The sequence below is a fragment of the Spirosoma montaniterrae genome (assembly GCF_001988955.1).
Lineage (GTDB): Bacteria > Bacteroidota > Bacteroidia > Cytophagales > Spirosomataceae > Spirosoma > Spirosoma montaniterrae.
Genome location: NZ_CP014263.1, coordinates 652,066 through 677,644 on the forward strand (window position 1 = coordinate 652,066; position 25,579 = coordinate 677,644).

Here is a 25,579-nt window from a genome sequence, read left to right on the forward strand (position 1 = left end):
TTTGACGGAACAAACCTATTCATGCGTGTCTGCGTGGCTGGTCGAAAGCAAACCGATCCGTAGAAATTGACGACCGAACCGTAGTACTGGTACTCTAAATCTTGTGGTCTTTAGGTCGGAAAATCGGGGTTGTATATCCGTGTAAATCGTGTTGTGAATCCGGCAGCAAGAAACGAAAAAAGCCTGATTTACAACAGAATCAGGCTTTTTTCAACAACAATTGTCACATAAGTTGTGACCACGGGGAGACTCGAACTCCCATGCCTTGCAGCACCACCCCCTCAAGATGGCGTGTCTACCAGTTTCACCACGTGGCCGGAATCGCATAGGCTATTTTGCCATTGCGGGTGCAAATATAGCAAATCGCCTGTCTATTGCCAAGTGAGCGTTGAATCTTTTGATTTTTCAGATGCATTGTGCGATGAATCGGGCAAAATTTCGTACTTTTATCTTACCAAACCAGTGTAAACAGCCAATATAGTATGGCCTTAGAATTAGTCGGAAAACTCGTAAAAGTGCTGCCCGAAGTGACGGGGCAGAGCCAGAAAGGACCCTGGAATAAACAGGAATTTGTAATTGAAACGCTCGATAGTCAGTACCCCAAAAAGGTGTGCATGACGGCCTGGGGCGAAAAAGCAAACGATTTAAAACAATTCGCTGCGGGCGATACCCTGAAAGCAACGTTCAGTGCCGAGTCGCGCGAGTATAACGACCGCTGGTACACCGAACTGCGGGCCTTCCGTCTCGAATTGGCCGAAGGTGGTGAAAGCACTCCGGCAGCAGGAGGCTATCAGGCTCCGGTCAGCCGCCCGGCTCAGCCAGCCGCCCGTCCGGCAGCGCAAAGCCAGCCCGCTGGTATGCCATTCAACACCTCGTTTGACGAGGAAAGCAACGATCTGCCTTTTTAAAGCAGGAGTAAGGTAAAAAAAGGTATAGGGTGTAAGTACTTCCAGCGAAGTGACTTACACCCTATACCTTTTTTTACCTTACTCCTGTATTTTTGTGATCCGGCTGGGATTCGAACCCAGGACCCATACATTAAAAGTGTATTGCTCTACCAGCTGAGCTACCAGATCATTAGCGAAATGCAGTGCAAAATTATGGCTCCGTAGCTCAAAAAACAAGCGATGCTTCTTAAAATAAGACTATTTTTCTGGTTCATCGCCGTAACGATAACCGCTCAGGCTATTCCCATCGACTCGCTGCGCCGGGCCGATTCGCTGTTTGCGGTTGGTAATCAGGATGAAGCCGCCCGGCTATATGTGTCGATACTCGCCGATGGCCATACGGCTACCGACCCGATGTTGCTGAAGTTAGCCAGTGCCGCCGAACGTCAGGACGATGTGCCGCGACTGCTATACTATCTACAGGTGTATTTTGAGCGTCATCCCGACGATGCCGTGTTGCGCAAAATGAACGACATCGCCTTAGCCAACAACCTCACCGGCTATGAAACCGATGATCTCAACTATTTTTATCTGTTTTACCGCAAATACGGTATTTATATTTTACTCTTTCTACTTATTCCAGCGGCCTATGTATTCAGTGTAATGATCATAAAAGCCATGCGAAAAGAACCCGTAGCCCGTTCGCAGCAGTGGGTTATGTTGTTGTACCTGTTTCTGTTGCTCGTATTCGTGAACTTGCCCGAAAGTTTTCAGTCGGGCATTACGAGCCACGACCGGATTCTGCTCCGTACCGACCCGTCGGCAGCCGCGCCTGTTGCCGAAGTTATTGGCCGGGGCCATAAAGTGAATATTCTCGGTAGTAAAGATATTTACCTCCGCGTGCTCTGGCACAATAAGTTATACTACCTGCGCCGGGATATGGTCTGGATTATTTAATCTCGTTTTAAAGGCGACCCTTTTTCTTTCGCCAGCGTGTTATAAACCATCCTGTCCATTAGACCTGGTAGCCATTTGTTCAGAAACACGGTAAGTTTACCCTGGGCAGTTAGTACCAACTCGCGTTTGCGCGATTGTACGGCCCGCAGAATATGTCCGGCGCACGCTTCGGCACTCATCATGTTGCCTTCCTCACGCATGGTCTCGCCAGTAATTTGCCCATGAGCATCGAGCGACGTGTAGCGAATATTCGACGCCGTAAAACCTGGGCTGGCCGTCAGTACATGAACGCCCGTGTGAAGCAACTCGGTCCTGATAGCTTCCAGAAAGCCATTCATAGCGAATTTCGAGGCCGAATACCCCGCCCGAACGGGCAAACCCCGATAGCCGGCAATAGACGAAATGCCCACAATGGAGCCTTTGGTTTGTTGAATATACGGCAGGGCATAGCGTGTGGCATACACTGTACCCATGAAATTGATATTCATAACCTGCTCAATTACAGCCGGGTCGGTATCGATTAGCATTGAGCGCATCGAAATGCCTGCGTTGTTGATGAGAATGTCGATGCGGCCAAAGTGAACTACGGTTTGCTCAACGAAATTTTTTACGTCGGCTTCTTTGCTCACATCGGCAGTAAGGGCAAAAACGGTGATACCCGCCTGCCGAAGTTCGTCGGCAACCTGATTGAGGGCGTCGGCTTTACGACCGCAGATGGCAATTTTGGCTCCCTCACGTCCGAAGGCAAACGCCAATGCCCGCCCGATACCCGACGACGCACCGGTAATCACTACAATTTTATTGTTCATACGGGCAAAAATACGACCGGCTACCGGATCAGCGATACCATGCCCTTAAACGTTCGCTTTGTAGTTGTAATCAGGTAGTAGTACGTGCCCAACGGCGAGTCGGTACCGAACCAGCGAAACTTCGGATCGTTCGAGGTAAACACCACTCTGCCCCATCGGTTCGTGATTTCTACGGATTTGAATTGTTCCAGACAGCCGTTTTCAGGCAGGTTTTTCACGGCAAAAAAATCGTTAATGCCGTCGCCATTGGGTGTGAACACGTTTGGAACAGTAATATCGGTGCTTCCCGATAGATCGCGAACGCGGAAGGTTACAGTAGTTGTATCGGTTCGGTTGGGCTGGCATGAGCGATCATCGACCACAAAATCGACCACGAACGTAGCTTCGGTGCGGCCTGCCATCAGTTCGCAGGTTGGCCTCCAGTCGAAGGGCGAACGCAGGGTGGGTGGGCCGGTTTGATTAGAAAACGACATACCCGCCCCGCGCATGTCGAAGCCCCGGCCCGTGGCAGTCATCCGTAGCGTATCGCGGTCGGGGTCGTTGCCCAGCACGTCGAACGTACTTCGTCCCGACGTATCGCTTCGGCTAACGGTCAGATCAACAGCGGATTGCGTGAGCGTGGTACGAATGTTGGGCGGCTGACTCGGCAACCCCATTGCCGCCAGCCGCACTGTAACGGTATCGCGCAGGTTGCGGTTACAGCGCGTATCGGTCACGATAAAATCAACGACATACTCCGACCGGGTAGCCGCGTCGCAGGTTGGTTTCCACGTAAACGGCTGAGATACCTTGCCTACACCCGCCCCCGACGTGAACGACATACCCGCCTGTGTCAGCGCAAACCCGCGCCCAACAGCCTGAATGGTGATGTTGTCGTTGTTGATGTCGGCCCCGAATGCCGTGAACGACAGCGGGGTGCCAACCTGAACCGTTGCCCGATTATTGACCAGGTTTGTGGTGGCAGCGGGCTTGTCGTTGGGCGATGGAATTACCGTAAGCTGAATTGTCAGCGTATCGCTCAGGCCCTGCGGACAACTTTCGTCGGTGGCCCGGATTCGGAGCGTAAAGGGTCGGCCATCGCCCCCCACGCACTTGCCGAAGCAGAATTTAGCCTGTAGCGTATCGGTGCCGGTGCGGGTCAGCAGCACGTCGGGCGTAAGGGTCAGGCCGGGCAGCGAACCGCTCATGTTTATAATGCTGATGCGTTGGTTGGCGTTGCGGTCGGTCACGAACAGGCTCAGGCAGTTGGTATCTTTTTCGGTGATGGTGAGCGCAGCGGTTTTACGCATGAATGTTTTCTGACCGTCCATCCGTAACAGCAGTTGGGGCGGGTCGTTGCGGGGGCAGTCGATGACCAGTACCTGATAATCGCGCCGAACGCGGCCAATGCGCACACCGCGCCGAAACTCGTCCACTTCTACTGAAAAAACGTGCAAGCCCGTTCGGTTAGGTGTCACGGTCAGCAGCCCTGTTCGGGCGTTCACGCGTAGTGGCTGCGATCCTGGAATCTGGTTCTGGACGTTCAGGCCCGTTATCCAGTTGATGGGCGGATAGGGGCCGGGCGTAAAGATGCCGTTGAAGCCGGGGTTTCGTAGATTGGTCGGCAAGTCGGAACTGTAGCCATTATAAGGCGTTACAAGCGTATAAGTAAGGCTGTCGCGGTCGGCATCCGTTGCGCTGAAATCAAGCGTAAACGGCTGACCGATACAGGCGTAATCGCCTTTCGGAATGACAAAAACAGGCGACGAATTGGCCGTTCCTATCGCCGGAAACTCCAGATAAAACGTTGACCCTGCCGAGCCGGGGTTCTGAATGTTGACGATGTTGCGGTTGCGGCAACAGCGTTCCCAGGACAGGTAATAGCCGCTTGGATCATTGAACACGTTCGGGTCGAACGTCAGGTCGGCGGCATACCGGATAAGCCGGGTGCGGAGCTGCGCGCTCTGGCAGGCGTTCTGCGTGTATGGCACCAACTCGTTGCCTGTTCTAAACAGGTTGATATACCCAATAAACTGATTGTTGCGCCGGGCAAATACGCCAACCTGCACGTTTGGGTCTTCGGCACCGGGGTCGCCATAGATGTCGTCGAAATACAGGTTCAGATTAACCCGGTGCGAGTAGGCACTGCCTGTGGGCTGACGCCGTAGTTCCAGTTCGCCCCCAACGATATGAGTGGCAGTGGCAATCTGGTTGATAATCAGCAGTAAAAGAGTCAGAGCGAATGCCCGCCCCCGGCAACAGTACAGGTTGAGCATAAAGGGAATTGTTTCGGTGATGAGTGCATCCGAAAATAGCTGCCTAAATTAGCAGTTTTTTAGGATAGTATGCGTAGAAAGAGTCATAAAGCACCCGAACGGTTGTACGGCATTCGTATAGATGCCGTAGTCGCCGAAGGCAAATGCATTGTTCGCACCGACGAGGGCGTAATTTTCGTAGAAAATCCCACCGGCGGACCGGGTGTGGCACCTGGCGACGTGGTTGATTTGCGAATCACGAACAAGAAAAAACAGTACCGCGAAGCCGTAGCCGAAACCGTTCATGAACGCTCGAAGGTGCGTGCAGAGCCGTTCTGCGAACATTTTGGCACCTGTGGCGGCTGTAAGTGGCAACACATTCGCTACGATGAGCAACTGCGGTTCAAGCAGCAGCAGGTAGTCGATCAGTTGACCCGTATCGGTAAAGTGCCGCTGCCTGACATTCGCCCGATTTTGGCCGCGCATCCCACTCAATATTACCGCAACAAACTCGAATTCACCTGCGCTGAAGGTCGCTGGCTCACGCAGGCTGAAGCCGCCACCGACCTGCCGATGGACCCCCGCGCCTTAGGTTTCCACGTGCCGGGCCGCTTCGACAAGGTGCTGCCCATCCGGCATTGCTACCTCCAGCCCGACCCCTCGAACGCCATTCGCTTAGCCGTAGCAGATTATGCGTTTCGGCACGATATGACGATGTATAATCTGAAACTGCATACTGGTTTTCTACGGACGCTCATTATCCGCACTGCCGATACTACGCAGCAGGTGATGGTAACGGTACAGGTGGCACAGGACGACCCCAACCAACTCAACGGGCTGCTGACGTTTCTGCAAACGGAATTTTCGCAGATTACCTCGCTGAACTACATCCTGAACACCAAGAAAAACGACAGCTATCAGGATCAGGAGGTAGTTAACTGGGCCGGAAAACCTTACATCGAAGAAACGATGGACGATGGAAGCGGCCAACCGCTTACGTTCCGGGTAGGCCCGAAATCGTTTTATCAGACCAATGCGCAACAGGCGTTCAGTCTCTACAAAGTGGCCCGCGCCGGGGCAGCCCTCACCGGGCAGGAGTGCGTGTATGACCTCTACACTGGCACCGGCACCATTGCACTATTCGTGGCCCGGCAAGCCCGCGAAGTGGTTGGCGTTGAGTACGTTGAAGCCTCCGTGGCCGATGCTCGTGTCAACGCCGACATCAATGGTATCACCAATGCCCGTTTCTATGCGGGCGACATGCGCGACATTTTGACTGAAAGCTTTTTCGACCAGCATGGTCGGCCCGACGTGGTGATTACCGACCCGCCCCGCGCTGGCATGGACGAAGCCGTTACGCGGCAGTTGCTACAGGCCGCTCCCCGGCGCATTGTGTACGTAAGCTGCAATACTGCCACGCAGGCCCGCGACCTCGGTATTTTAGATGAAGGCTACACCGTTACCGACGTGCAACCCGTTGATATGTTTCCGCACACACATCACGTCGAGAACGTAGTGGTGCTGGAACGGAAGGGCTAAAACTCCAGATACGGTGCGATTTTCTCTATCGTCCCGGCATCGAGAATGCGAATTGGTTTGAGCGATTCGGCAGACGTGTATGCCCCGTGCTGTTCGCGGTAGTTGACAATCACCTGCGCCTGTCGGCGCGACAGAAACGGCAGCCGGTCGAGTTGTTCGGCGGTAGCGGTATTAACCGGAATCTTGCGCGGCCCCGACCGAATCTGCCCAAACTTGCGGAGTTCGTCAAATGCCAGCGAATCTAACCCGTAGACGTTGCGAAACTGCTCGGGCGACACAAAACCGCCGAGTGCGTCGCGGTATTTCACGATGCGCCCTGCCAGCGTACTGCCAATGCCTTTGAGGGCAATGAGTTGCGACGTGTCGGCGGTGTTGATATCGAATGGTTGGAGGGTAGGTTTAGCGGGTCGTTCGGCAAAGGCCGGTCGCTCAGTGGGTTTGAATGGTTCGCGCTCATTACCAAACCGCCCGTCACTCTTGTCTGCAAAGCTCCTTTCTCCCTCCACCTTGTTTCCCGGCGTCTGTAAAACGATATACGGTTCAAGTTGGTCGTAGAGGTCAGGTGGAAAGTCGTAGATGCGGAGGAGGTCTTCTTTTTTGCGGAACTGCCCGCCTTTGCTGCGGTATTTATCGATGCGTTCGGCCAGCCACCGGGGAAGGCCCAGTTGCTGCCAGCCCGCCACGCTCACCGTGTTGGGGTCGAAGTTGAACAGTTTGGGTTCGCTGAAGCGTTCGGCGGTGGTTTTGTCGCGGTCGGGGCGATTGCCGAAGGCGGGTTGTCTGGCGTCTTCAGCCTGCATCAGAGCTACCAAACTATCGAGTTTGCGCTGGTCGGCGGCTGACGTATCGGCAGGTTTTCGGTTGGCAACGAAGCGATACAGAAAGGGAATAAACAAACAAAGCAGCGTCAGGATGATAAGCACCGTAAAGCCACGAGCCTCGCGGTGCGAAAAGCCAAAATAGTCGCGCACGAGCGACTGAAAACGATTGAACATGAACGGTGGGCTTACCTTTTAGTTGGATATTCGGTGCAAACTAAAAGGTAAACAGGTTTCTGTCAAGCGGTTTGTTGATTTTCTCAATTATTATTGCGTTTTCTACGCTACCGACGCTACGCTGTTACGTCCCTACGGGACAATGGAGGGAGGGGGCATTTCTGTTTTCTACCGACGCTGCGCTGTTACGTCCCTACGGGACAATGGAGGGAGGGGGCATTTCTGTTTTCTACCGACGCTGCGCTGTTACGTCCCTAATGGGACTTCTGGAAGATTATTAATTTTTCTGGTACTGATACCGCACATCTACGTAGTCCCGTAGGGACATAACAGCGCAGCGTCGGTAGAAAGAAATAGCCCCCCCCCTCCATTGTCCCGTTAGGGACGCAACAGCGATAGCGTCGGTAGAAAACGCGATACCTGCACATCAATTCCTCGTCAAATCAAGAAAATTGACGCTTACCATGCCAAACACCTATACTCAAATTCATTTGCAACTGGTTTTCGCCGTTAAGCACCGCGACGCTGTTATTGCACCCAATTGGAAATACGATTTGTACAGCTTCATGACAGGTATCATTAGTCAATATGGTCATAAACTCCTCATCATAAACGGTATGCCTGACCACGTACATCTATTGGTCGGCTTACGACCGACCCAATCGCTTTCAGAATTGATGAAAAACTTGAAGCAGAGTTCGGCCAAATGGGTTAACGACAATCGATTGACGCAGGGTCACTTTAGCTGGCAGGAAGGCTACGGCGCATTCTCCTACAGCAAAAGCCAGCTACCGGCGGTTATCCGTTACATAGAAAAGCAGGAAGATCACCATACCAAACGTTCGTTTCTGGACGAATACCGACAAGTCTTAGATGCGTTTGGTGTCAGCTACGAAGAGCAATATTTGTTTCAGCCGTTGGGTTGAAGGACACTATGTTATACCGACGTTGCGCCGGTACGTCCCTGACTATGGGTGTAGTTTGGGCCTATGCAAATGTCACTATGAACAAGCCACTGAACATAGTGGCATGTTCATATGCAAAAGGTGCGTATTTTTGCCCTCACGTATGAATACTACTCCGACCCGTACCGACGGACCGCCAGCTACTTCGCTGCAAGATATTATCGCCCACGCCAAAGAATATGGCTTTGTGTTCCCTTCGTCTGAAATCTACGACGGTCTACAGGCCGTGTATGACTACGGGCAGAATGGCGTTGAACTGAAAAATAACCTCAAAACGCTGTGGTGGAAGGCCATGACTCAACTCCACGACAACCGCGACGGCGGACCGGTGGTGGGCATCGATGCGTCGATTTTCATGCACCCGCTCACGTGGAAGGCGTCGGGACACGTCGATTCGTTCAACGACCCGATGATCGACAACCGCGATTCCAAAAAACGCTACCGGGCCGACCAACTTCTTGAACTGAAAGCCGAAGAATATGCCAACGCAGGTGATGCCGACCGCGCCCAGGCCCTGCTCAACGAAATGGCCCGGCTGCTTGGCGAGAACGACCTCGACGGGGTGCGGAATCTTATCATTGCCGAAGGTATCAAGTGTCCTGTTTCCGGCACTGACAACTGGACAGAAGTGCGGCAGTTCAACCTGATGTTTTCTACGCAGGTAGGTTCGTTGGCTGAAGACGCCAGCCTTATTTACCTCCGCCCCGAAACAGCGCAGGGCATTTTTGTAAACTTCCTGAACGTGCAGAAAACGGGCCGCATGAAAATACCCTTCGGCATTGCCCAGATTGGGAAAGCGTTCCGCAACGAGATTGTGGCGCGGCAGTTCACGTTCCGTATGCGCGAATTTGAGCAGATGGAAATGCAGTTCTTCGTGCGCCCCGGCACCGAAATGGAATGGTACGAACGCTGGCGCGATACGCGCATGAAATTCCATCAGGCACTCGGACTGCCCGCCGAAAAACTGAAATTTCACGTTCACGAGAAACTGGCGCACTACGCCAATGCCGCTGTGGACATTGAGTATCAGTTTCCGTTTGGATTTCGTGAGATGGAGGGCATTCACTCACGCACTGATTTTGATCTGAAATCGCACCAGGAACTGAGCCGCAAAAAACAGCAGTATTTTGACAATGACGTTGACCCGGCCACGGGTAAGCCCTACGGAAATTACATTCCTTACGTAGTTGAGACCTCCGTTGGGGCCGACCGGCTGTTTCTGGCCGTGTTCTGCAATGCCTTCACGAAAGAGACAGTAGGAGAGGGCGAATCCACGCCGGGCGATAAACAGAAAGAGCGCACATATCTGAAACTACACCCGGCACTTGCCCCTATCAAAGCGGCCGTGTTTCCGTTGGTACGCAAAGATGGCCTCCCCGAAAAAGCCGAGCAGATCGTGAAATTGTTGCGCTCAGAATTCCGCGTAATTATGGAGGAGCGCGACGCCATCGGCAAACGTTACACACGGCAGGATCTAATTGGCACGCCGTTCTGCATTGCGGTTGACTACCAGACGATAGAAGACGACACCGTAACAATTCGGTATCGTGACACTACCGAGCAAATCCGGGTTCCGATTAGCGAACTCAAAGCCCGCATCGGCCAGGAAGTGTCGATGGAGCGATTATTAGAGCAGATGTAAGTAAAATAAAATAAGGGGGTAGTTAGCCACTCCCTTATTTTATTTTACTTACGACAACAGGCAAGCATTTTTTTTCGTCCGGTGTGTATTTCCATAGCTCCAATCCGTGAGCTGAATCCCTAAGGCGAAGATATAGGGTCCCATCATAAGCTCCCAGTATCACGTTGCTTCTTTCTTCATGCCGTTGATAAGGAACCTCAAACAAACGTTTAGTTCCTGCCTCTGTTCCATCGCTAACAAACAGAAACCTCTTTTCAAGCTGAACGGATCGAGCAGTAAAATAAATTTTGTTGCGGAGGGCAGTGATTTCCTGCACGTCTTCGTAGATAATTCCTTCATTAACAACAGGAATCGCAAAAGTGCCGTTTTCAGTTGCATCTGAACGCCATAAATTGTTCCGATTGTCTGTTGAGAAAGCACGAAAGTACAAAACATTATCAATGATGGGCACTTTACCATTGTAATACATTGAGTGATAGGATTGTAGAGGATGCTTTATCAACTGTAGGTTAACTCCATCATACTTCCATAACCCAATGATACCGTTAGACGAAAATCCGTAGAAATAGCTATTGTCATTTAGTACAACGGGTTGGCTTATGAAAGCAAGTTTTTCGCCATTTATAGTTTGTATAGTTGATGTGCCTTCTGATGTACCATCTGACTGCCAGAGGGTACTACCAAACCAGCCCTGCGGGCCAGTAAACAGTAGCTGCCTGTTGTTGAAGTTTACTAAAAAGTCACCCCCATACGATAATACCTTTACAGGTAAAGTACCATCCAGCGATCCGTCAGATTGCCATAATTGTAGCTCACTATCTGATGTATACAGATAATGCAGTTTGTTCTTGAAAGATATCATTTGAGGCTGACCAACAGGGAATCCAAAATCATTAGATAATCTTTTCACTGGTATTGTACCATTAAGAGATCCGTCTGATTTCCAGAGTTGGTCTACGTTTTGCAAGTCAGACGCTATAAAAAATAATGTACCGTTTACATTGGTTAATTTTCTCGGATAAGAGCTGCCAGTGGTATGTATGTCTTTCACCATTACTGTACCTTCTGTTGTTCCATCTGATCTCCATAACTCTGTGCCGTTTTCGTCGGACGCGGCAAAATACAAGATATCATTTATACCGGTTAATGTTCGATCATCTATTTCAATATGACTTTTTACTAAGACAGTACCACCTGTTGTGCCATCGGTTTTCCAAAGGCTGTAATGACTATTATTGTCAATTAGAGTTGATGCTGAAAAAAATAAATTTTTGCCTACTTTGATCATACTATGAGGCCATCCGCTCACAGCACCACTGTACAGGTCCTTTACTAACTCGGGAGATTGAGCGAGACTGGATGCTGATGTAACAAAAAGTAAAACAAAGAATCTAATCATACTACAATCTCAGTTATTTATAAAACCAGAGCAAAAATTATGCCTCTATTGTGCCTTATTAATGCATAATGCAACAAAAAAACCCGGCCTGTTCTGGTCGGGGTTTTTTTCTACGTTGGGAAGAAGCGGAAATGAGCGAGTATTAATTCAGATGTGGCATGCCATGCGCTAATTGCCGCCGAACAAGGCTCCACCGCCGACGCGATACCGGGAGAACCTCGCCTGTTGAGAGATGTACCAGCCCACCAGCATCAGTGCGCTCTAACCGCTCAACGTAACGCCGATTCACCACACAGTTGCGGTGCAGACGAATGAACCATTCGGTGGGTAATTTTGGCGAATAATATTTGAGTGTGCGTGGCATCAGCATCCGCTGACCGTCTACCCAATTTAACCAGCTATAATTAGCAACAGCCTGAAGATAAACCAGATCGGAAACAGAAAAAGACTGACGACCTGTTTCACGTAAGTACAACTTTAACGGGGGCCACTCGGTCGGCATCGTGCGAGCTGAGGTAGCGGCTGATGGAAAATAAGACATGAGCGTTCGGTAGTAGAGGTTTGACCGTAGTTGGTAAAACGATAGTGATACAATACTATGGCGATTGTCCGCCTACCACATGCTCATTCGTAACAGCGACTATGAAATTTGTAACATGATCTGTGAATACTCACCTACGTATACTAAGTCTATAATATTGATATAAAATTACCTCGATTGAGGAAAGCATAAATTAGTATAGTATGCATAGACAGTTTATGGATTGTACTACGTTTCTGATGGTATTACACAACTTCCTGTCGACTTTTTTCGACATATTCCGACGGTGTACATTGATACTGCTCCTTGAAAACTTTGGAGAAGTACGCTGCCGTATCGAACCCAACGCGGTCAGCGGTCTCAGACACCGAAGCTCCCGTCAGCAACAATTCAGCACCCCGCTTCAGCCGAACAGCCCGGATTAACTCGTTGGGTGTCATGCCTGTCATGGCTTTGATTTTTCGATTCAGATGCATCCGGCTCATGCCGATGCCCGTGGCCAATGGCTCAACGCCGAAGGTAGTATCGTCAAGCCGCTCTTCCAGAATAGCATAGATGCGGTTCATGAACTCGTCTTGCGGTGCCGGGCTGGCCGTAGGCAAATGCCCTTCGCGCAGAAGCTGCGTGCGGTAATGCAGGCGCATCCGCTGTTGCTGTTCCAGGCGATTCCGCACTCGCCCACGCAGTTCTTCAACCTGAAATGGCTTCGTCAGGTAGTCGTCGGCCCCCGCGTTAAATCCTTCCAAACGGCTTTCAATAGCGGCTTTTGCTGTCAACAGCAAAATAGGAATATGGCTGGTAATGGGGTTGGCCTTCAACTGGCGGCAGAGTTCATACCCATCTAATTCAGGCATCAGCACATCACTGATAATCAGATCGGCACCATCGGCAATAGCAGCCTCAATACCGGCTCGTCCGTTTGTAGCCCGGCGAATTTTCCATTCCGGGTTCAATACGCTGATTATGTATGCAGCCAACTCGTCATTATCTTCAACCAATAATAAACGGGGTGCACTGCCATCTGTAGAAGTTGGCTTGGTAATCAACCCGTTGGTAGCGGGCAACGGCAGTACCAGCGATTCGATGACCCCAACACTGGCCGGACGACAGGGCAATTCAACGATAAACGCGCTACCCACGCCAGGACGACTTTCGAGCGAAATAGTGCCATGCATCATTTCGACCAATTCTTTTACCAACGCCAGACCAATGCCAGAGCCACTGGCCGACCCATCGGGCGAGGTTGTAGCATCGACCTGATAAAATCGGTTAAATATATGGGGTAGCTTATCGGCTTCAATACCGATGCCCGTATCGCGAACCACAAACCTGACAAGATCACTGGCTGGCTCAGAGCTGACCGAAGCAGAAGTCTCGTAGGCAGGCTGTGCCGATAGGTGTATGCTAACGACACCTGCCTCTTTGGTGAACTTGAGCGCGTTGGAAATCAGGTTGTTGATAATCTTTTCAACTTTATCGGTATCGAACAGGTAAAACGGCTTTTTAAGTGTCGATTGCACTTGTAGCGTAATATTCTGCCGTCGGGCTTCCTCGTCGAAGCTGGCCGCAATCCGCTCAACAAATTCACTCAGGTTGTCGGCGGTGAGCGTAATGGTCATGTTGCCCGCGTCTAATTTAGCCAGATCGAGCAGTTCGTTGATGAGCCGCAACAGCCGGTTGGCGTTCCGGTAAATGAGCGACAGCCGGTTGTGTTGACGAGCATCGGTAGTTTCGTTCAGTAACTCCTGCAAGGGCGTCAGGATGAGCGTTAACGGCGTGCGAAATTCATGGGTAATGTTGGCAAAAAAGCGGGTTTTAACTTCATTCAACTGCTTGAGTTGCTGCGATTCCTGCTCGCGAAGCTCCATGCGGCTTTGCAGCCGAACCCGGTGGATACGCATACGCAGGTAAATGGCAAAAGCTCCCAGCAAAACCAGCGCGTAGCCCAGATAAGCCCACCAGGTTTTCCAGAGGGGTGGTTTGATAACAATCTGAATTTCACGTGTATGCGTACTCCAGATGCCAGACGTGTTCGACGCATTGACCACAAACGTGTACGTGCCTGATGGCAGGTTGGTATAGGTAGCCGTTGCCTGATTACCGCTGTAGGTCCAGTCGCGGTCTAAGCCGGTGAGTTTGTACCGGTATTGATTTTTCCCATTCTGGTTGAACTGGAGCGCGGCAAAGTTGAACGTCAGGAAGTTTTGGTCGTGGCGTAATTCAATTTCTTTCGTTTCATTGATGTCCTGTTGAATGGGAGAATCGGGTGTAAGGGCATTAACTAACTGATTGTTAATGCGCAAAGCCGTCAGCGCAACCACCGGGTTAAAGCCATCGACCCGAATTCGGGCTGGGTCGAACAGGGTATAGCCGCCAATGCCGCCGAATATCATCCGACCATCGGGCAACGCTACGTCGTGGAATCGGTTAAATTCTTCACTCGGCAAACCGTCGTCGGTGGTGTATAAGCGCACTTCAAAGGTTCGGCTGTCAAACCGGCACAATCCCCGGTTGGTGCTGAGCCACAGATGCCCTTTTCGGTCGGGGCGGATACCGTAAATAACGTTGTTCGGAAGCCCCTGATCAACGGTAAACTGGCGAATTTGCCCCGTCATCTTATCAAGCCGGCACAACCCACTGCCGAATGTACCAATCCAGAGATAGTTGTACTGAATTGGGTCCTGGGCCAGCGACAGGAGCGCGTTGTTGGGCAAGGCCCGGGCATTGTTACCATCGGCATACCAGCGAACAAGACGCTTTGTCGACAAATCGGCCCGGAGCAAACCATGATTTTCGGTAGCTAAATAAATTCGACCGCCATCGACAGTCATGGCCTGAATCACGTAGGGATGACCGGCTGGCAGCGGTAGCGGAAAGGCTGTAAACGTCTGTAGATCAGGATTGTGACGAACCACCGCCCGGCTATCCGGGCCGAGCAGCCCCCATAATTCACCCTGTGCGCCTTTGGTTAAGGCGGTGAATCGGAAAGAACCGCCGGGTAGCCAGCGTGGTTCGATACCGGTTGGCCGAACGGGGTCGAATGTACGTCGAACAGGGTCGAAGCGATACGGTCCGAAATTTTTCCCGCTGATCCACAATGCTTTGCGCCGGTCGAACTGATAACGGACGCTATAGGCCCACTCCTGTCGGACGGGAACCGGGATAGCCGTAGCCGGAACGCCAAGCACCTGCGACAGCCAGTCGGTATGAAAATTGACTACGTAGGGAGTAGCCGTAAACGAGCGGCTGTTCAGGTCATATTTGATGACACCGTCGCCGTTGGTGCCGACCCATAACACATTAGAACGGTCGACTAAAAGCGAAATGACCGGAAAACGAGCGAGTTTTGGATCGGGCTGTAGAATAATCAGGCCCGTACTGTCGGTATATCGATTTTGGTTGATGTAGACCGTACCGCGTCGGTCGCTGGTAAAAACGGGCGTTTGGCTGGCAGGTATCGGCACGTCGAGCACCTGCCTGACAGTGCCTTTATCGGGGTCGAAAAAGGCTACTTTTCCCGGAAAGCCCAGAAGTAACTCGCCATTCGCCCGTTCATACATACTCAGCACATTGTTCTGAGGAAGCCCCTGCGCTGTACGGAAGCCCGCAAATTGGCCTGTTTTGGGGTTGTATTGAAACAGGCCGTCCTTTGCCGCCAGCCAAACCCGGCCCCGTCGGTCGAGCAGCAGGGCGCGAAGGGTACGCTGAATGGTGTCGCCCTGCATGAACCAATGCTGATGCGAGATGCTGCCATTTGGATTAAGGCGGAAAAAACCGTTCGTTTGCGTAGCAACCCAGACACCATCCTGCCGGTCAGGAAAAAAGCCAACCAACTCAGAACGCCCCCGGGCCTGTCGAAAAGCTGCCGTGGCGGAGTAATGTTCTGACTGTTCCGTAACCGGATCGAAGCGGTCGATGTTATTATTTTCGGTGCGAAGCCACAGCCTTCCTTTGGGGTCTTCCCTGATTTCGTAGATGCTGCTGAACGACAGCGAACGAGGTTGCCGGGCATCGTAGTTGTAGATACGGAATCGAACCCCGTCGTAGCGGCAAAGGCCGTCGCGGGTGGCGAGCCAGACAAAGCCGCGCCGATCCTGAATGAGCGATTTGATGAAGCCCTGTGGCAACCCATTTCGCACAGTTAAGTACTCAGGGTTGGGTACGTCGGCACCTACCGGTACGGCCCATCCCAGCAACCCAACTACCAGCAAGCCTACCGACCAACGCATGTTTTGTAGCCACATTTGCCCACTTCGGCTAAGAGGAAGCCGAATGCAAAGGGTCAAATTCGCCCAAGTCTGCGTATTTATCAATTTTACGGTAGCATTATTTATTAACCGGTCTTTCTGCCTCAGCTTTTTACCCCTCATTTTCGTATGCATCTGCTTCTGCAAACACATGTTAATCAGGCCCCAGCTACTGTGTGGGCCGGTTTTACCCGCAACCTGTTTAACCAACTCAGCCCGCCTTTTCCACCTGTCGACGTTGTGCGCTTCGACGGGTGTCTGACTGGCGACATCGTTCACCTCCGGCTTAATTTTCTGCTCTTTCGGCAAGACTGGATCAGTCTCATCACCGATCAGCAAACAACGCCCAACGAGATTTTTTTTATTGACGAAGGTACTAAACTTCCCTTCTTTCTAACCTACTGGCAACACCGCCACCGCCTGCTGACCGACCCTGCGGGCGGAACCATCATTGCCGACGATATTACGTTCCGAACCCCGTTCTGGCTAACTGACTACCTGATGTACCCGCTCATGTGGTTGCAATTTGCGTACCGAAAACCAATTTACCGGCGCATCTTTAGTTGAAAGATATACGTACTTTTTCAACTGGCTGGATTGCTTTACTTTTGTCAAACTGGTATTTAATCTATTTACATGAAGCTCCCTAACTTAACTACCCGAATATTCATTGGCATGGTGCTGGGTATCGTGATTGGCTATTTCTTTCCAGCTACCGACTCCGGCTTTTCGGGAACCGATCTGAATATTCTGTCCAAGATTTTTTTGCGGCTCATTAAAATGATTATCGGGCCGCTGGTGTTTGCCACCCTCGTGGTAGGTATTGCCAAACTTGGCGATTTTGGCACGGTGGGTCGCATTGGGCTGAAAACACTGGCCTACTTTTATTTTGCCACCATTCTGTCGTTAGTAGTTGGTTTGCTGGTGGTGAACATCATGAAACCGGGTGAGGTTATGAACCTGCCTTTGCCCGTTAAAGGCACCGATACGGGGGTCGAGGTGAAAAAGCTGACGTTCGAGAATTTTATTACCCACATTATCCCGACCAGTTTCGTAGAGGCTTTAGCCACCAACGAAATCCTGCAAATAGTGGTGTTCAGTATTTTCTTCGGTGTGGCTGTGGGAGCCATTGGGGCGCAGGGTAAAATCATGATCAAGGCACTGGACGCCCTGTCGCACATTATGTTCAAGATTACCGGCTATGTGATGTCGTTCGCGCCGTTTGGCGTTCTGGGTGCCATTGCCAATGTGGTAGCCATGCAGGGGCTGGGCATTCTGGCCGGGTACGCTTACCTGATTCTGTGCTTCTTCGGCGGGCTGTTATTCTTTGTCTTTGTGGTATTGTGGGGTATTTGCTTAGTGGTGGGCATACCGTATCTGGCGTTGCTGAAAGAGATCAAAGATGCGTTCATCCTGTCGTTCAGCACGGCGAGTTCAGAAGCCTCGTTTCCACAGACCATCGAAGCGTTACGCCGGTTTGGCTGTTCGGAGCGGATTATTTCGTTTGTGCTGCCGCTGGGCTATTCGTTCAATCTCGACGGTTCCATGCTCTACATGACCTTCGCCACGGCATTTATTGCACAAGCCTACAACATCCCGCTTAGTCTCGAACAGCAAATCACCATGATGCTCACGCTGATGATTACCTCGAAAGGCATTGCGGGCGTGCCGCGTGCGTCGCTGGTGATTATTGCCGGTACGCTCTCGCTGTTCAATTTGCCGGTTGAGGGGCTGGCTCTGCTGTTGGGTATCGATCAGGTGCTCGACATGGGCCGTTCGGCCACAAGCGTAGCGGGCAACGCCGTAGCTACCTGCGTGATCTCGAAATGGGAAGGCGAGTTTCGGAATGCGCAACCCGTTGATTCGGGCGAGGTTGCCGTTGAGTAAACATATTGTTGGGTGAGCCGGATAAAGGATTAGTTTGGGTAGGTTTTACACAACCATTCATTCCTAAACCTACTAAAGCTATGGCCCAATCTGCCATTCTGGAGTCTGAACTGGCTCCGTACTTTACTACCAAAGCCCCATTTCAGTTTCCGGTCAATTTTCGCGAGGGGTTCGTGAAATACTGGCCTATCGTAACCCTGGTTCTGCTGATTTTGTCGGCACCGGCTCTGTTGGCTTTCCTTGGTATAGGAGCCGCGCTGATGCCGGTCTCATTTCTGGGCGGAGCCGGGGCCGGATTTACCTACACCGTTAGCATGGTATTGGCTCTGATCGGGCTGGTACTGAGTATCCTTGCCTTGCCGGGTTTATTCAACCGCAAGCGGCAGGGCTGGGTGTTCAGCTACTACGCTCAGCTTATCAGTATCCTGACCAGCATATTGTCGCTTAGCCTGTTCGGTATTCTGCTCGGCTTGTTGTTTCTGATGCTGCTGTTTCAGGTCAGGGAATATTATACGTAACGGTTTTTGATTTTTGCGATAACGAAACGCCACAACCTGGTAAAGGTTGTGGCGTTTTTATTACCGCTTATACCGTCGTTTGGCTATTCGTCCGTAAATTGTTTCTCGTATTCAAGAAAGCTTGAAGTTTGTAGGTAACAACTACTTAAACCTAAACGACAATCAACGCTACGTGACCAATATTCTTGAGGTTCATCATATCGTAAAGCAGTACGCCGAACACCGCGCTCTCGACAACGTTAGTCTGAGCGTGCCGCAGGGCAGTATTTTCGGGCTGCTTGGCCCCAACGGAGCCGGTAAAACATCGCTTATTCGCATCATCAACCAGATTACGGCCCCCGACGAGGGCGAGGTGATTCTGGATGGCGAACGGCTCAAACCCGACCACATCAAACGCATCGGCTACCTGCCCGAAGAACGCGGCCTGTATAAGAAAATGAAGGTTGGCGAGCAACTGCTGTACTTAGCTCAACTGAAAGGGCTGAGCGAAAAGCAGGCGATGGAGAAGCTGAAAACGTGGTTCGTCAAGTTCGACATCAAAACGTGGTGGACCAAAAACGTGGAAGACCTATCTAAAGGGATGCAGCAGAAGGTGCAGTTTGTGGCAACGGTCATGCACGAACCCGATCTGATTATTCTCGATGAACCGTTTTCGGGCTTCGACCCGATCAACGCCAACCTCATCAAAGACGAAATTCTGGAACTGCGCGACCGGGGCAAAACCATTATCTTCTCGACCCACCGCATGGAGTCGGTCGAAGAACTCTGCGATCATATCGCGCTCCTGAACCGTTCGCACAAGGTACTCGACGGGCCAAAACACGTTATCAAGGAGCAGTTCAAGACGCACACTTACCATGTTGACTATCAGGGCGAACTGAGCGATTTGCCCCCGGCTTTCACGGTGCTGAACACCCAGCCGACCGATAGCGGATTTCGGCGGGCTAACATTCAGATTCCGCCCGATGCTGCCGTCAACGACCTGATTCGGCACCTGCTCGACCGCGTGGCTGTGCGCTCATTCGGCGAGAACATCCCCAGCATGAACGACATTTTTATCAAGACCGTAGGAGAAACTATAGAATGAACACAATATTCCTGATTATCAAGCGCGAGTACCTTGTTCGGGTGCGCAAAAAGTCATTCGTTGTTATGACGATTCTGGGGCCGGTGCTGATTTTTGGTTTCTATGCCGTCATTGGCTGGGCGGCCATCAGCTCGATCAACCAGAAAAAAGTAGCCGTTGTCGATGAGAGCGGAATGATTGCCAGTCGGCTCAAAAGCGACAAGGAAATGGTGTACTCAACCCTGCGGCAGCCGCTGCCCCAGGCTAAGCAGGCGTTTTTGAAGCAGGGCTACGACGCGCTCGTGTTTATTCCGAAAGCGGTGGTCGAACAGCCGAAGACCGTACAGATTTTTGCTGAAAAAGGCGTCAGTCTGGATGTGCAAAGCAATATTGAAAAAGCCATCTCGAAAGAAATCGAGACAATCAAATTAAGTCAGGCGGGCATTAATCAGCAGGTTATTCAGGATGCCAAAGTTGACGTTGATGCCCAAACCATCAGCATGGCCGATGGGGGTGAAAAGAGCAGTAACTCCATTGCCATGTACGTAATCGGGTATTTCTGTGCTATCCTGATCTACATCTCGCTCATGATTTATGGCACGCAGGTGATGCGGGGCGTGATGGAAGAAAAAACCAACCGTATTGTCGAGGTTATCATCTCGTCGGTAAAACCGTTTCAGTTGATGATTGGCAAAATTGTGGGTGTTGCCTTAGTGGGCCTGACGCAGTTTATGCTCTGGATACTGCTGACGGTGGGCTTGTTTACCGTGGGGGGCAAACTCATGGGCGATAAGGTAGAGCAGGGGCGGCAGGCGGCTCAGCCAACGGCCATGATGAACAACAACGCCAACTCTCCCGAAGTCAAAAAAGTACAGGAAAATGCCGTTGCCAGCGTCATGAAGGCAGTCGGGACGCTGAATATTCCGTTGATTGTGGCTTGTTTTCTGTTCTATTTCTTAGGCGGATATTTGCTGTACAGCGCGTTGTTCGGTGCCATCGGTGCCGCCGTTGATAACGAGACCGAAACGCAGCAGTTTATGCTTCCGGTAATGATGCCCATAATTGCATCCATTGCGTTTGCGCAGATTGCCGCCCGCGAACCCGACGGGGCTATGGCGTTCTGGACGTCTATGATTCCCTTTACGTCGCCCGTGATAATGCTTGTTCGAATTCCGTTTGGCGTACCGGGCTGGCAATTAGCACTTTCCATGACGCTGCTGGTGCTCGGTTTTATCGGCACCATCTGGCTCGCTTCGCGTATCTACCGCGTCGGCATTCTGATGTACGGCAAAAAAGTAAGCTACAAGGAGTTGTCGAAATGGGTGTTTTATAAAGGCTAAATCCCAATTTCCAGAATCAGCGGCTGCACGAGCCATTGGCCGGTGGTGAGGTTGTAAACCGTGCGGGCACCCAACTCGAATGATGAGCGTAGGCGTAGTACATTGAAGACAAATGACAGGTCGACCCCAGCCGTTTGGTAGGTTCGCGTGCGGGTTTCGTAGTTGCGCAGACGCCCGTACACGTCGCGTACTTCGAGTGTGCTCCGCCCGTAAGCAGCATCGAAAAAAGCTCCGCCTTTAATGCGCTGAACGTATAGAAACCGTGTCAGCGACCAGTGCGTATCGGCCAAAGGCAGCCGATACTCAACGTTGCCCGCCGTAATCTGATCGTCGCTGATGTAGGGTTGCCCGCGTGGGTAAAACACTACCGGCTGGAATCGGTAGGTGCCGCGTGACTGCTCCTGATAGCCGCCCCGCAGTCGAATGGCGTGATGTTTGCCGACGCCGGGCAGAAACAAACTTGCCTGAACGCCCCACTGCTCGGCCTGCAAGCGTCCGCCAAACGGCGTGTTTCGGTACGTGGCCGAGAGCGACTGACCCCAGCGGGGCGATACGTCGCGTTTGCTTTGCCGCAGCAGTCGGTTATACGAAAATCCGTAAGTCATGGCACTGAGCGAACCAGCAAAACCAACCTCCGTAATGCTCCGAACCGGGAGGTCGTAGTCGCTCACCGACAGGTAGTTGTAATAGGCCGACAGGTTTGCCGACTGACTGTATTTCGATTGGGTCAGCGTAAACGGCAATCGCACGCCCGCTACCAATTGATTGTATTGCCAGCGGTCGGCACGCAGACTATCGACCGGTACAATGCGGTCGACGAACAGCGAGGTGTTACGGTGGCCCCGTTGGAAACTGAGGTCGAAAATAGGGTAGAGACCCTGATAGCTCAGCGTGGCGTAGGCATTGCCAACCCGCTCGGCCTGATTGTAGGTATACCCTACGCCCAACTGCGTAGTACTCAGCAAGTCCTGCGAACTGACGCCTACGTTCAGCGACTGCCCTGCGTTGCTGATAACCGACCCCCAGTTATAAACGTTGAGGAGGTTTGTCAACCGGCTGAATCGTCTCGCCGGATAAACCGTTGCCTTATCGGTAGAATCGCTCAACAGCCGCCGAACCTCAGCCGCGCCGGGTTCTACGTTGGTTAGCGGCCCAAAATACCGGACAGGTTCAACCGACTCGACCCTCGCCGGATTGGCTCCCACGGGTTTCCAGTCGGCGGGATTTAGCGGCATGTCGGCAATGCGGTAGCCATCGGCTGAAAAATCCTCGAAGGCCAGCCGCGTTCCAGATGGCGACACCGCCGTATGGTAAGCCGCCAGTGGCCGTGACGTTACCTGAAACACCTCCTTTGAGGCCACGTTCACCGCATATAGATTATCGATACCTGACCGGGGCGAGTTATAAAAAACGTAGCCGTTCCAGGATTGCGGATGGCTAATGTTCTCGTTTGTCCGGGGCAGTAACTCCCGACTCTCGCTCGATTGGCTGTCGATGAGCTGAATGGTTTTCTTCCCATCTTTCAGGATAACCGACGCAATGGTTTGGTTGTCGTGCCAGCGTGGGTGCAGATAAAAAATATTTTCGGGGTTGGGCAACTCGCGCAGCCGACTGCCGGTTTTGGCGTCCAGCACTACCAACCGGGTTGTGTAGGTTTCGGTATTCTCAACCACTACAAGCTTTTGATTGTCAGGCGATAGGGCTACGGCGGTGTAGCGGGCGCGGTGTGTGAGTCGGCGGAGTTTACCGGTGGCGAGGTTCAGCAGCCGGATATTATTGTAAATGCGCTGCCCCCAGCGTGGGTCGAAACCAAACTCAATCCAGCAAGCGTAAGCGGGCGTGGCCGAAAACATAGCCGGGTCGTTTGGAAAGCCCTGCACAAACACCTGTTTTTCGCGCCCGGTTTTGCTCAGGCGCACCAGCCGGGGCGTGTCGCCTAACCCGTATTTCACGGCTAATATGGTTGAGTCGCTCAGAAATTGCGGGTAACGGTAGTTCGTAAAAATGGGCCGTTCCGAGCGGGCCGCTTCGGGGCTGACAGCATAAAAATTAGCGGGCGTTAGCGTCAGTTGTTCCTGTTGTTTTTGCCAGGTTTCGGTCAGGTCATTGATGGTTTTGGCGTACAGACCATCGGCGGTCAGGCCCACTGTTTTTTTGATGCTGCCCGAAAAATTGAGCGGCAGGGGAGGAGTCTGGAAATTTCGGTCGAGCACGCGGCTCCAGGCGTCGGGGCCTTGCGTGCGTTTGAGATGAGTAACTAAGTGATAGCCAAGCGTATAATGATCGGGTATGTTGTCGCGAAACGAGCCGCAAACCGATTTCTGGTAACTGAACTGCCGACCAGCCAGCAGGTTGGCCCGCAGCCCCAGGTCGAAGTTTGGAATTCGGCCCCGTCCGCTGTTGCTGAGCAGCGTTTCGGTGCTTACGGCGTCGCCTTCCATAAACCAGTCGGGTATGGTCATGCGCGAAAACGCCAGTCCGGTATTGCCCAGCAAGGCATATAGAACCTTGCCGTAGTGCTGGAGGGCTTTGTCGAGTTGCACCACGTGCCGGTATTCGTGCACAGCCAGCAAATCGAGCCATTCGTAGGTACCGAGCAGGCCGGGGTCTTGCGGGCGGGTCGCAAAGAACTCCGACCGGCGCGGCTGAATTGCCACAAAACCATTGCTCAATGTGGGCTGGTTTTGCAGCAGGACCGAAATGGTGCGGGGCCGTTTGCTAAGCGACGCGCTGGCGGGTTCATAAACCTGTTCGAGCCGTTGCGCCACGCGTTGCGCCGTCGTGTCGAAGCCAGCGGGATAGAGTACGCGGAAGTGGGACGTTTGAATCTGATACCAGCGCAGATAGGTTGGGTTTTGACTCAGAACGGGCAAAATTTGAGCAGAAGCGGTTACGGCAGAGATAAGCCACAGGGCGGCTAAGCAGAAGATTCGTTGCATACGGTTTGAAGGTACGCAAAAATTTAAAGGGGAACACGGAAAAGGGGAACACAGATTAAACGGATAGTACGGGTTAACACAGATAATAAAGAAATCCGTGTTCATCCGTAGCATCCCGCTCCGGCGTACCGGTTAAATCCGTGTTCCCCTTCAAAAAATCACAACCACTTTACGAAGAAGCCAATCAGCTTCTTCACTTTGTCGGTATACGGCGGGTAAATGAACTTCATGGTGCCAAATTCGCGCTGCATCACCCCCCGCTGATTAGAAAATTCCTGGAAACTGAAAAACCCGTTCGATTTACCTAAGCCACTGTTGTTCACGCCCCCAAACGGTAGTTCGACGTTACCAAATTGCAGTAGCGTATCGTTGATGACCGTATCGCCCGCCGAGGTGCGGTCCAGAATATACTGCGTATTTTGGCGGCTGCGGCTGTGAATGTACAGGGCCAGCGGTTTTTCGCGGCTATTCACCGTGCGTAGTGCATCGTCAAGGTTCTCGTAAGTCAGAACGGGCAGCACCGGGCCGAAAATTTCCTCCTGCATCACCCGCATTTCGTCGGTCACGTTTTCCAACAGCGTGGGTTCCATAAAATTATCGGCTTCGTTGGTATTGCCGCCAAACGCCACCGTCGCGCCCTGTTGCACGGCATCGTCCAATAGCCCTTTTACCCGCTCGAAATGCTTGCTGTTCACAATCCGGGCATAGCTGTCCGACTGCTCGATGGGTTTCCCATCGGGGCTGTACATGGCGGTCAATGTTTCGCGCATGGCCTGTATAAGTGGCTCTTTCACAGACCGATGCACCAGCAGATAATCGGGAGCGATACAGGTTTGGCCGTTGTTGATACACTTGCCCCATGCCAACCGACCGGCAGTTTCTTTGATATTGGCCGTTTCATCCACAATGGCGGGCGATTTGCCGCCGAGTTCGAGTGTGACCGACGTTAGGTGTTTGGCCGCTGCGGCCATCACAATGCGGCCCACGGCGGGGCTTCCGGTAAAGAAAATATGGTTGAACGGCAGTTCGAGCAGGGCGGTCGATACCGCTGCGTCGCCCTCAAAAACGGTCACTTCGTTAGCTGGGAAGAGTTCGGCAATCATCTCCCGAACTAAGTTGGCGGTGTGTGGCGTCATCTCCGACGGTTTCAGAATCACCACGTTACCAGCCGCAATAGCCGACACTAATGGCTTGATCATCAGTGAGAAGGGGTAGTTCCAGGGAGCAATGATAAGCACGTTGCCTTTGGGTTCGTGCCGGATATGGCTCTTTGTACCCACTAAGCTCAACGGCGTTGGCAACCGTTGCGGGAGCATCCACTGGCGCAGATTTTTGATAATATGCTTGATTTCGGCATGAACGGCCATCAACTCACCCAGCATTACCTCCGCAGACGGCTTGCGGAAATCGTCGTACATAACCCGTTGAATATCAGTTTCGTGGGTCGTTATCCACGACTGAATACGTTTTATTCGTTCAATCCGCTGTTCGGCGGTAGTAAGGGCCATTTGGGGCGCGTGCTTACGCTGGGCGTCGAACGCGGCCTGAATAGCGTCGCGGGGAGTGGTTTGCGGAAGTGCCGTTATCATGGGTATAAACTCGTGGGCCTGGTTC

At 52.1% G+C, this 25,579-nt stretch carries 18 protein-coding genes and 2 tRNA genes; 10 read left to right on the forward strand and 10 right to left on the reverse strand.

Annotated elements, in window-relative coordinates; genetic code table 11:
- Nucleotides 1-235: 235 nt before the first annotated feature.
- Nucleotides 236-317 (reverse strand) — tRNA-Leu (locus AWR27_RS02780).
- A gap of 165 nt (nucleotides 318-482) precedes the next feature.
- Here AWR27_RS02780 and AWR27_RS02785 point away from each other — a divergent pair.
- The gene (locus tag AWR27_RS02785) at nucleotides 483-908 is read left to right on the forward strand and encodes a DUF3127 domain-containing protein (protein ID WP_077129793.1); all 426 of its coding nucleotides are present in this window, start codon (nucleotides 483-485) and stop codon (nucleotides 906-908) included.
- Between the two features lie 95 nt (nucleotides 909-1,003).
- Here the strand turns inward: AWR27_RS02785 and AWR27_RS02790 are convergent.
- Nucleotides 1,004-1,076 (reverse strand) — tRNA-Lys (locus tag AWR27_RS02790).
- A gap of 51 nt (nucleotides 1,077-1,127) precedes the next feature.
- On the opposite strand from AWR27_RS02790, the gene AWR27_RS02795 reads away from it, so the two are divergent.
- On the forward strand, nucleotides 1,128-1,844 hold the full coding sequence (locus AWR27_RS02795; RefSeq protein ID WP_077129794.1) for a tetratricopeptide repeat protein: 717 nt from the start codon (nucleotides 1,128-1,130) through the stop codon (nucleotides 1,842-1,844).
- Here AWR27_RS02795 and AWR27_RS02800 read toward each other — a convergent pair.
- Both AWR27_RS02800 and AWR27_RS02805 read right to left on the reverse strand, forming a co-directional pair.
- A complete protein-coding gene (locus tag AWR27_RS02800; protein WP_077129795.1) occupies nucleotides 1,841-2,653 on the reverse strand; it encodes an SDR family oxidoreductase in 813 nt (270 codons plus the stop codon). The two genes, AWR27_RS02795 and AWR27_RS02800, sit on opposite strands and share 4 nt — an antisense overlap.
- A gap of 20 nt (nucleotides 2,654-2,673) precedes the next feature.
- A complete protein-coding gene (locus tag AWR27_RS02805) occupies nucleotides 2,674-4,908 on the reverse strand; it encodes a gliding motility-associated C-terminal domain-containing protein (protein WP_077129796.1) in 2,235 nt (744 codons plus the stop codon).
- A 69-nt stretch (nucleotides 4,909-4,977) separates the two neighbouring features.
- Between AWR27_RS02805 and rlmD the strand changes: the two genes are divergently transcribed.
- On the forward strand, nucleotides 4,978-6,426 hold the full coding sequence (gene rlmD / locus AWR27_RS02810; RefSeq protein ID WP_077129797.1) for a 23S rRNA (uracil(1939)-C(5))-methyltransferase RlmD: 1,449 nt from the start codon (nucleotides 4,978-4,980) through the stop codon (nucleotides 6,424-6,426).
- Here rlmD and AWR27_RS02815 read toward each other — a convergent pair.
- Complete coding sequence (locus tag AWR27_RS02815) at nucleotides 6,423-7,421, reverse strand: ComEA family DNA-binding protein (RefSeq protein WP_077129798.1); 999 nt, start codon at nucleotides 7,419-7,421, stop codon at nucleotides 6,423-6,425. The genes rlmD and AWR27_RS02815 overlap by 4 nt on opposite strands.
- A gap of 464 nt (nucleotides 7,422-7,885) precedes the next feature.
- Between AWR27_RS02815 and tnpA the strand changes: the two genes are divergently transcribed.
- Together tnpA and AWR27_RS02825 are read left to right on the forward strand one after the other, a co-directional pair.
- Nucleotides 7,886-8,347 carry an IS200/IS605 family transposase gene (gene tnpA, locus AWR27_RS02820; protein WP_077129799.1) on the forward strand — a complete coding sequence of 154 codons (462 nt, stop codon included), beginning with the start codon at nucleotides 7,886-7,888 and terminating at the stop codon, nucleotides 8,345-8,347.
- Between the two features lie 142 nt (nucleotides 8,348-8,489).
- Complete coding sequence (locus AWR27_RS02825; protein WP_077129800.1) at nucleotides 8,490-10,028, forward strand: glycine--tRNA ligase; 1,539 nt, start codon at nucleotides 8,490-8,492, stop codon at nucleotides 10,026-10,028.
- Between the two features lie 34 nt (nucleotides 10,029-10,062).
- On the opposite strand, the gene AWR27_RS02830 is transcribed toward AWR27_RS02825, so the two are convergent.
- From AWR27_RS02830 to AWR27_RS02840, 3 genes are all read right to left on the reverse strand, one after another.
- The gene (locus AWR27_RS02830) at nucleotides 10,063-11,427 is read right to left on the reverse strand and encodes an ELWxxDGT repeat protein (RefSeq protein WP_077129801.1); all 1,365 of its coding nucleotides are present in this window, start codon (nucleotides 11,425-11,427) and stop codon (nucleotides 10,063-10,065) included.
- Nucleotides 11,428-11,569: 142 nt separating this feature from the next.
- Nucleotides 11,570-11,968 (reverse strand): LytR/AlgR family response regulator transcription factor, encoded by a 399-nt coding sequence (locus AWR27_RS02835; protein WP_077129802.1) that lies wholly within the window; start codon nucleotides 11,966-11,968, stop codon nucleotides 11,570-11,572.
- Between the two features lie 245 nt (nucleotides 11,969-12,213).
- On the reverse strand, nucleotides 12,214-16,197 hold the full coding sequence (locus AWR27_RS02840; RefSeq protein WP_157579094.1) for a hybrid sensor histidine kinase/response regulator transcription factor: 3,984 nt from the start codon (nucleotides 16,195-16,197) through the stop codon (nucleotides 12,214-12,216).
- 147 nt (nucleotides 16,198-16,344) lie between these two features.
- On the opposite strand from AWR27_RS02840, the gene AWR27_RS02845 reads away from it, so the two are divergent.
- From AWR27_RS02845 to AWR27_RS02865, 5 genes are all read left to right on the forward strand, one after another.
- Entirely contained in the window at nucleotides 16,345-16,782 is a 438-nt protein-coding gene (locus AWR27_RS02845; RefSeq protein WP_077129804.1) for an SRPBCC family protein, read from the forward strand.
- A gap of 69 nt (nucleotides 16,783-16,851) precedes the next feature.
- Nucleotides 16,852-18,102 (forward strand): dicarboxylate/amino acid:cation symporter, encoded by a 1,251-nt coding sequence (locus AWR27_RS02850; protein ID WP_077129805.1) that lies wholly within the window; start codon nucleotides 16,852-16,854, stop codon nucleotides 18,100-18,102.
- Nucleotides 18,103-18,182: 80 nt separating this feature from the next.
- The gene (locus tag AWR27_RS02855; RefSeq protein ID WP_077129806.1) at nucleotides 18,183-18,620 is read left to right on the forward strand and encodes a chromate transporter; all 438 of its coding nucleotides are present in this window, start codon (nucleotides 18,183-18,185) and stop codon (nucleotides 18,618-18,620) included.
- Between the two features lie 172 nt (nucleotides 18,621-18,792).
- Complete coding sequence (locus AWR27_RS02860) at nucleotides 18,793-19,707, forward strand: ABC transporter ATP-binding protein (RefSeq protein ID WP_077133767.1); 915 nt, start codon at nucleotides 18,793-18,795, stop codon at nucleotides 19,705-19,707.
- Nucleotides 19,704-21,026: an ABC transporter permease gene (locus tag AWR27_RS02865; protein ID WP_077129807.1), complete on the forward strand. Its 1,323-nt coding sequence runs from the start codon at nucleotides 19,704-19,706 to the stop codon at nucleotides 21,024-21,026. The genes AWR27_RS02860 and AWR27_RS02865 overlap by 4 nt, the downstream gene beginning before the upstream one ends.
- Here the strand turns inward: AWR27_RS02865 and AWR27_RS02870 are convergent.
- Together AWR27_RS02870 and AWR27_RS02875 are read right to left on the reverse strand one after the other, a co-directional pair.
- Entirely contained in the window at nucleotides 21,023-23,965 is a 2,943-nt protein-coding gene (locus tag AWR27_RS02870; protein WP_077129808.1) for a TolB-like translocation protein, read from the reverse strand. The two genes, AWR27_RS02865 and AWR27_RS02870, sit on opposite strands and share 4 nt — an antisense overlap.
- A 158-nt stretch (nucleotides 23,966-24,123) precedes the next feature.
- The gene (locus tag AWR27_RS02875) at nucleotides 24,124-25,554 is read right to left on the reverse strand and encodes an aldehyde dehydrogenase family protein (protein WP_077129809.1); all 1,431 of its coding nucleotides are present in this window, start codon (nucleotides 25,552-25,554) and stop codon (nucleotides 24,124-24,126) included.
- Nucleotides 25,555-25,579: the final 25 nt, after the last annotated feature.

Coding starts and splice junctions, on each gene's coding strand:
- AWR27_RS02785 (WP_077129793.1), top strand. CDS start 483: ATGGCCTTAGAATTAGTCGGAAAACTCGTAAAAGTGCTGCCCGAAGTG.
- AWR27_RS02795 (WP_077129794.1), top strand. CDS start 1,128: ATGCTTCTTAAAATAAGACTATTTTTCTGGTTCATCGCCGTAACGATA.
- AWR27_RS02800 (WP_077129795.1), bottom strand. CDS start 2,653: ATGAACAATAAAATTGTAGTGATTACCGGTGCGTCGTCGGGTATCGGG.
- AWR27_RS02805 (WP_077129796.1), bottom strand. CDS start 4,908: ATGCTCAACCTGTACTGTTGCCGGGGGCGGGCATTCGCTCTGACTCTT.
- rlmD (WP_077129797.1), top strand. CDS start 4,978: ATGCGTAGAAAGAGTCATAAAGCACCCGAACGGTTGTACGGCATTCGT.
- AWR27_RS02815 (WP_077129798.1), bottom strand. CDS start 7,421: ATGTTCAATCGTTTTCAGTCGCTCGTGCGCGACTATTTTGGCTTTTCG.
- tnpA (WP_077129799.1), top strand. CDS start 7,886: ATGCCAAACACCTATACTCAAATTCATTTGCAACTGGTTTTCGCCGTT.
- AWR27_RS02825 (WP_077129800.1), top strand. CDS start 8,490: ATGAATACTACTCCGACCCGTACCGACGGACCGCCAGCTACTTCGCTG.
- AWR27_RS02830 (WP_077129801.1), bottom strand. CDS start 11,427: ATGATTAGATTCTTTGTTTTACTTTTTGTTACATCAGCATCCAGTCTC.
- AWR27_RS02835 (WP_077129802.1), bottom strand. CDS start 11,968: ATGTCTTATTTTCCATCAGCCGCTACCTCAGCTCGCACGATGCCGACC.
- AWR27_RS02840 (WP_157579094.1), bottom strand. CDS start 16,197: ATGCGTTGGTCGGTAGGCTTGCTGGTAGTTGGGTTGCTGGGATGGGCC.
- AWR27_RS02845 (WP_077129804.1), top strand. CDS start 16,345: ATGCATCTGCTTCTGCAAACACATGTTAATCAGGCCCCAGCTACTGTG.
- AWR27_RS02850 (WP_077129805.1), top strand. CDS start 16,852: ATGAAGCTCCCTAACTTAACTACCCGAATATTCATTGGCATGGTGCTG.
- AWR27_RS02855 (WP_077129806.1), top strand. CDS start 18,183: ATGGCCCAATCTGCCATTCTGGAGTCTGAACTGGCTCCGTACTTTACT.
- AWR27_RS02865 (WP_077129807.1), top strand. CDS start 19,704: ATGAACACAATATTCCTGATTATCAAGCGCGAGTACCTTGTTCGGGTG.
- AWR27_RS02870 (WP_077129808.1), bottom strand. CDS start 23,965: ATGCAACGAATCTTCTGCTTAGCCGCCCTGTGGCTTATCTCTGCCGTA.
- AWR27_RS02875 (WP_077129809.1), bottom strand. CDS start 25,554: ATGATAACGGCACTTCCGCAAACCACTCCCCGCGACGCTATTCAGGCC.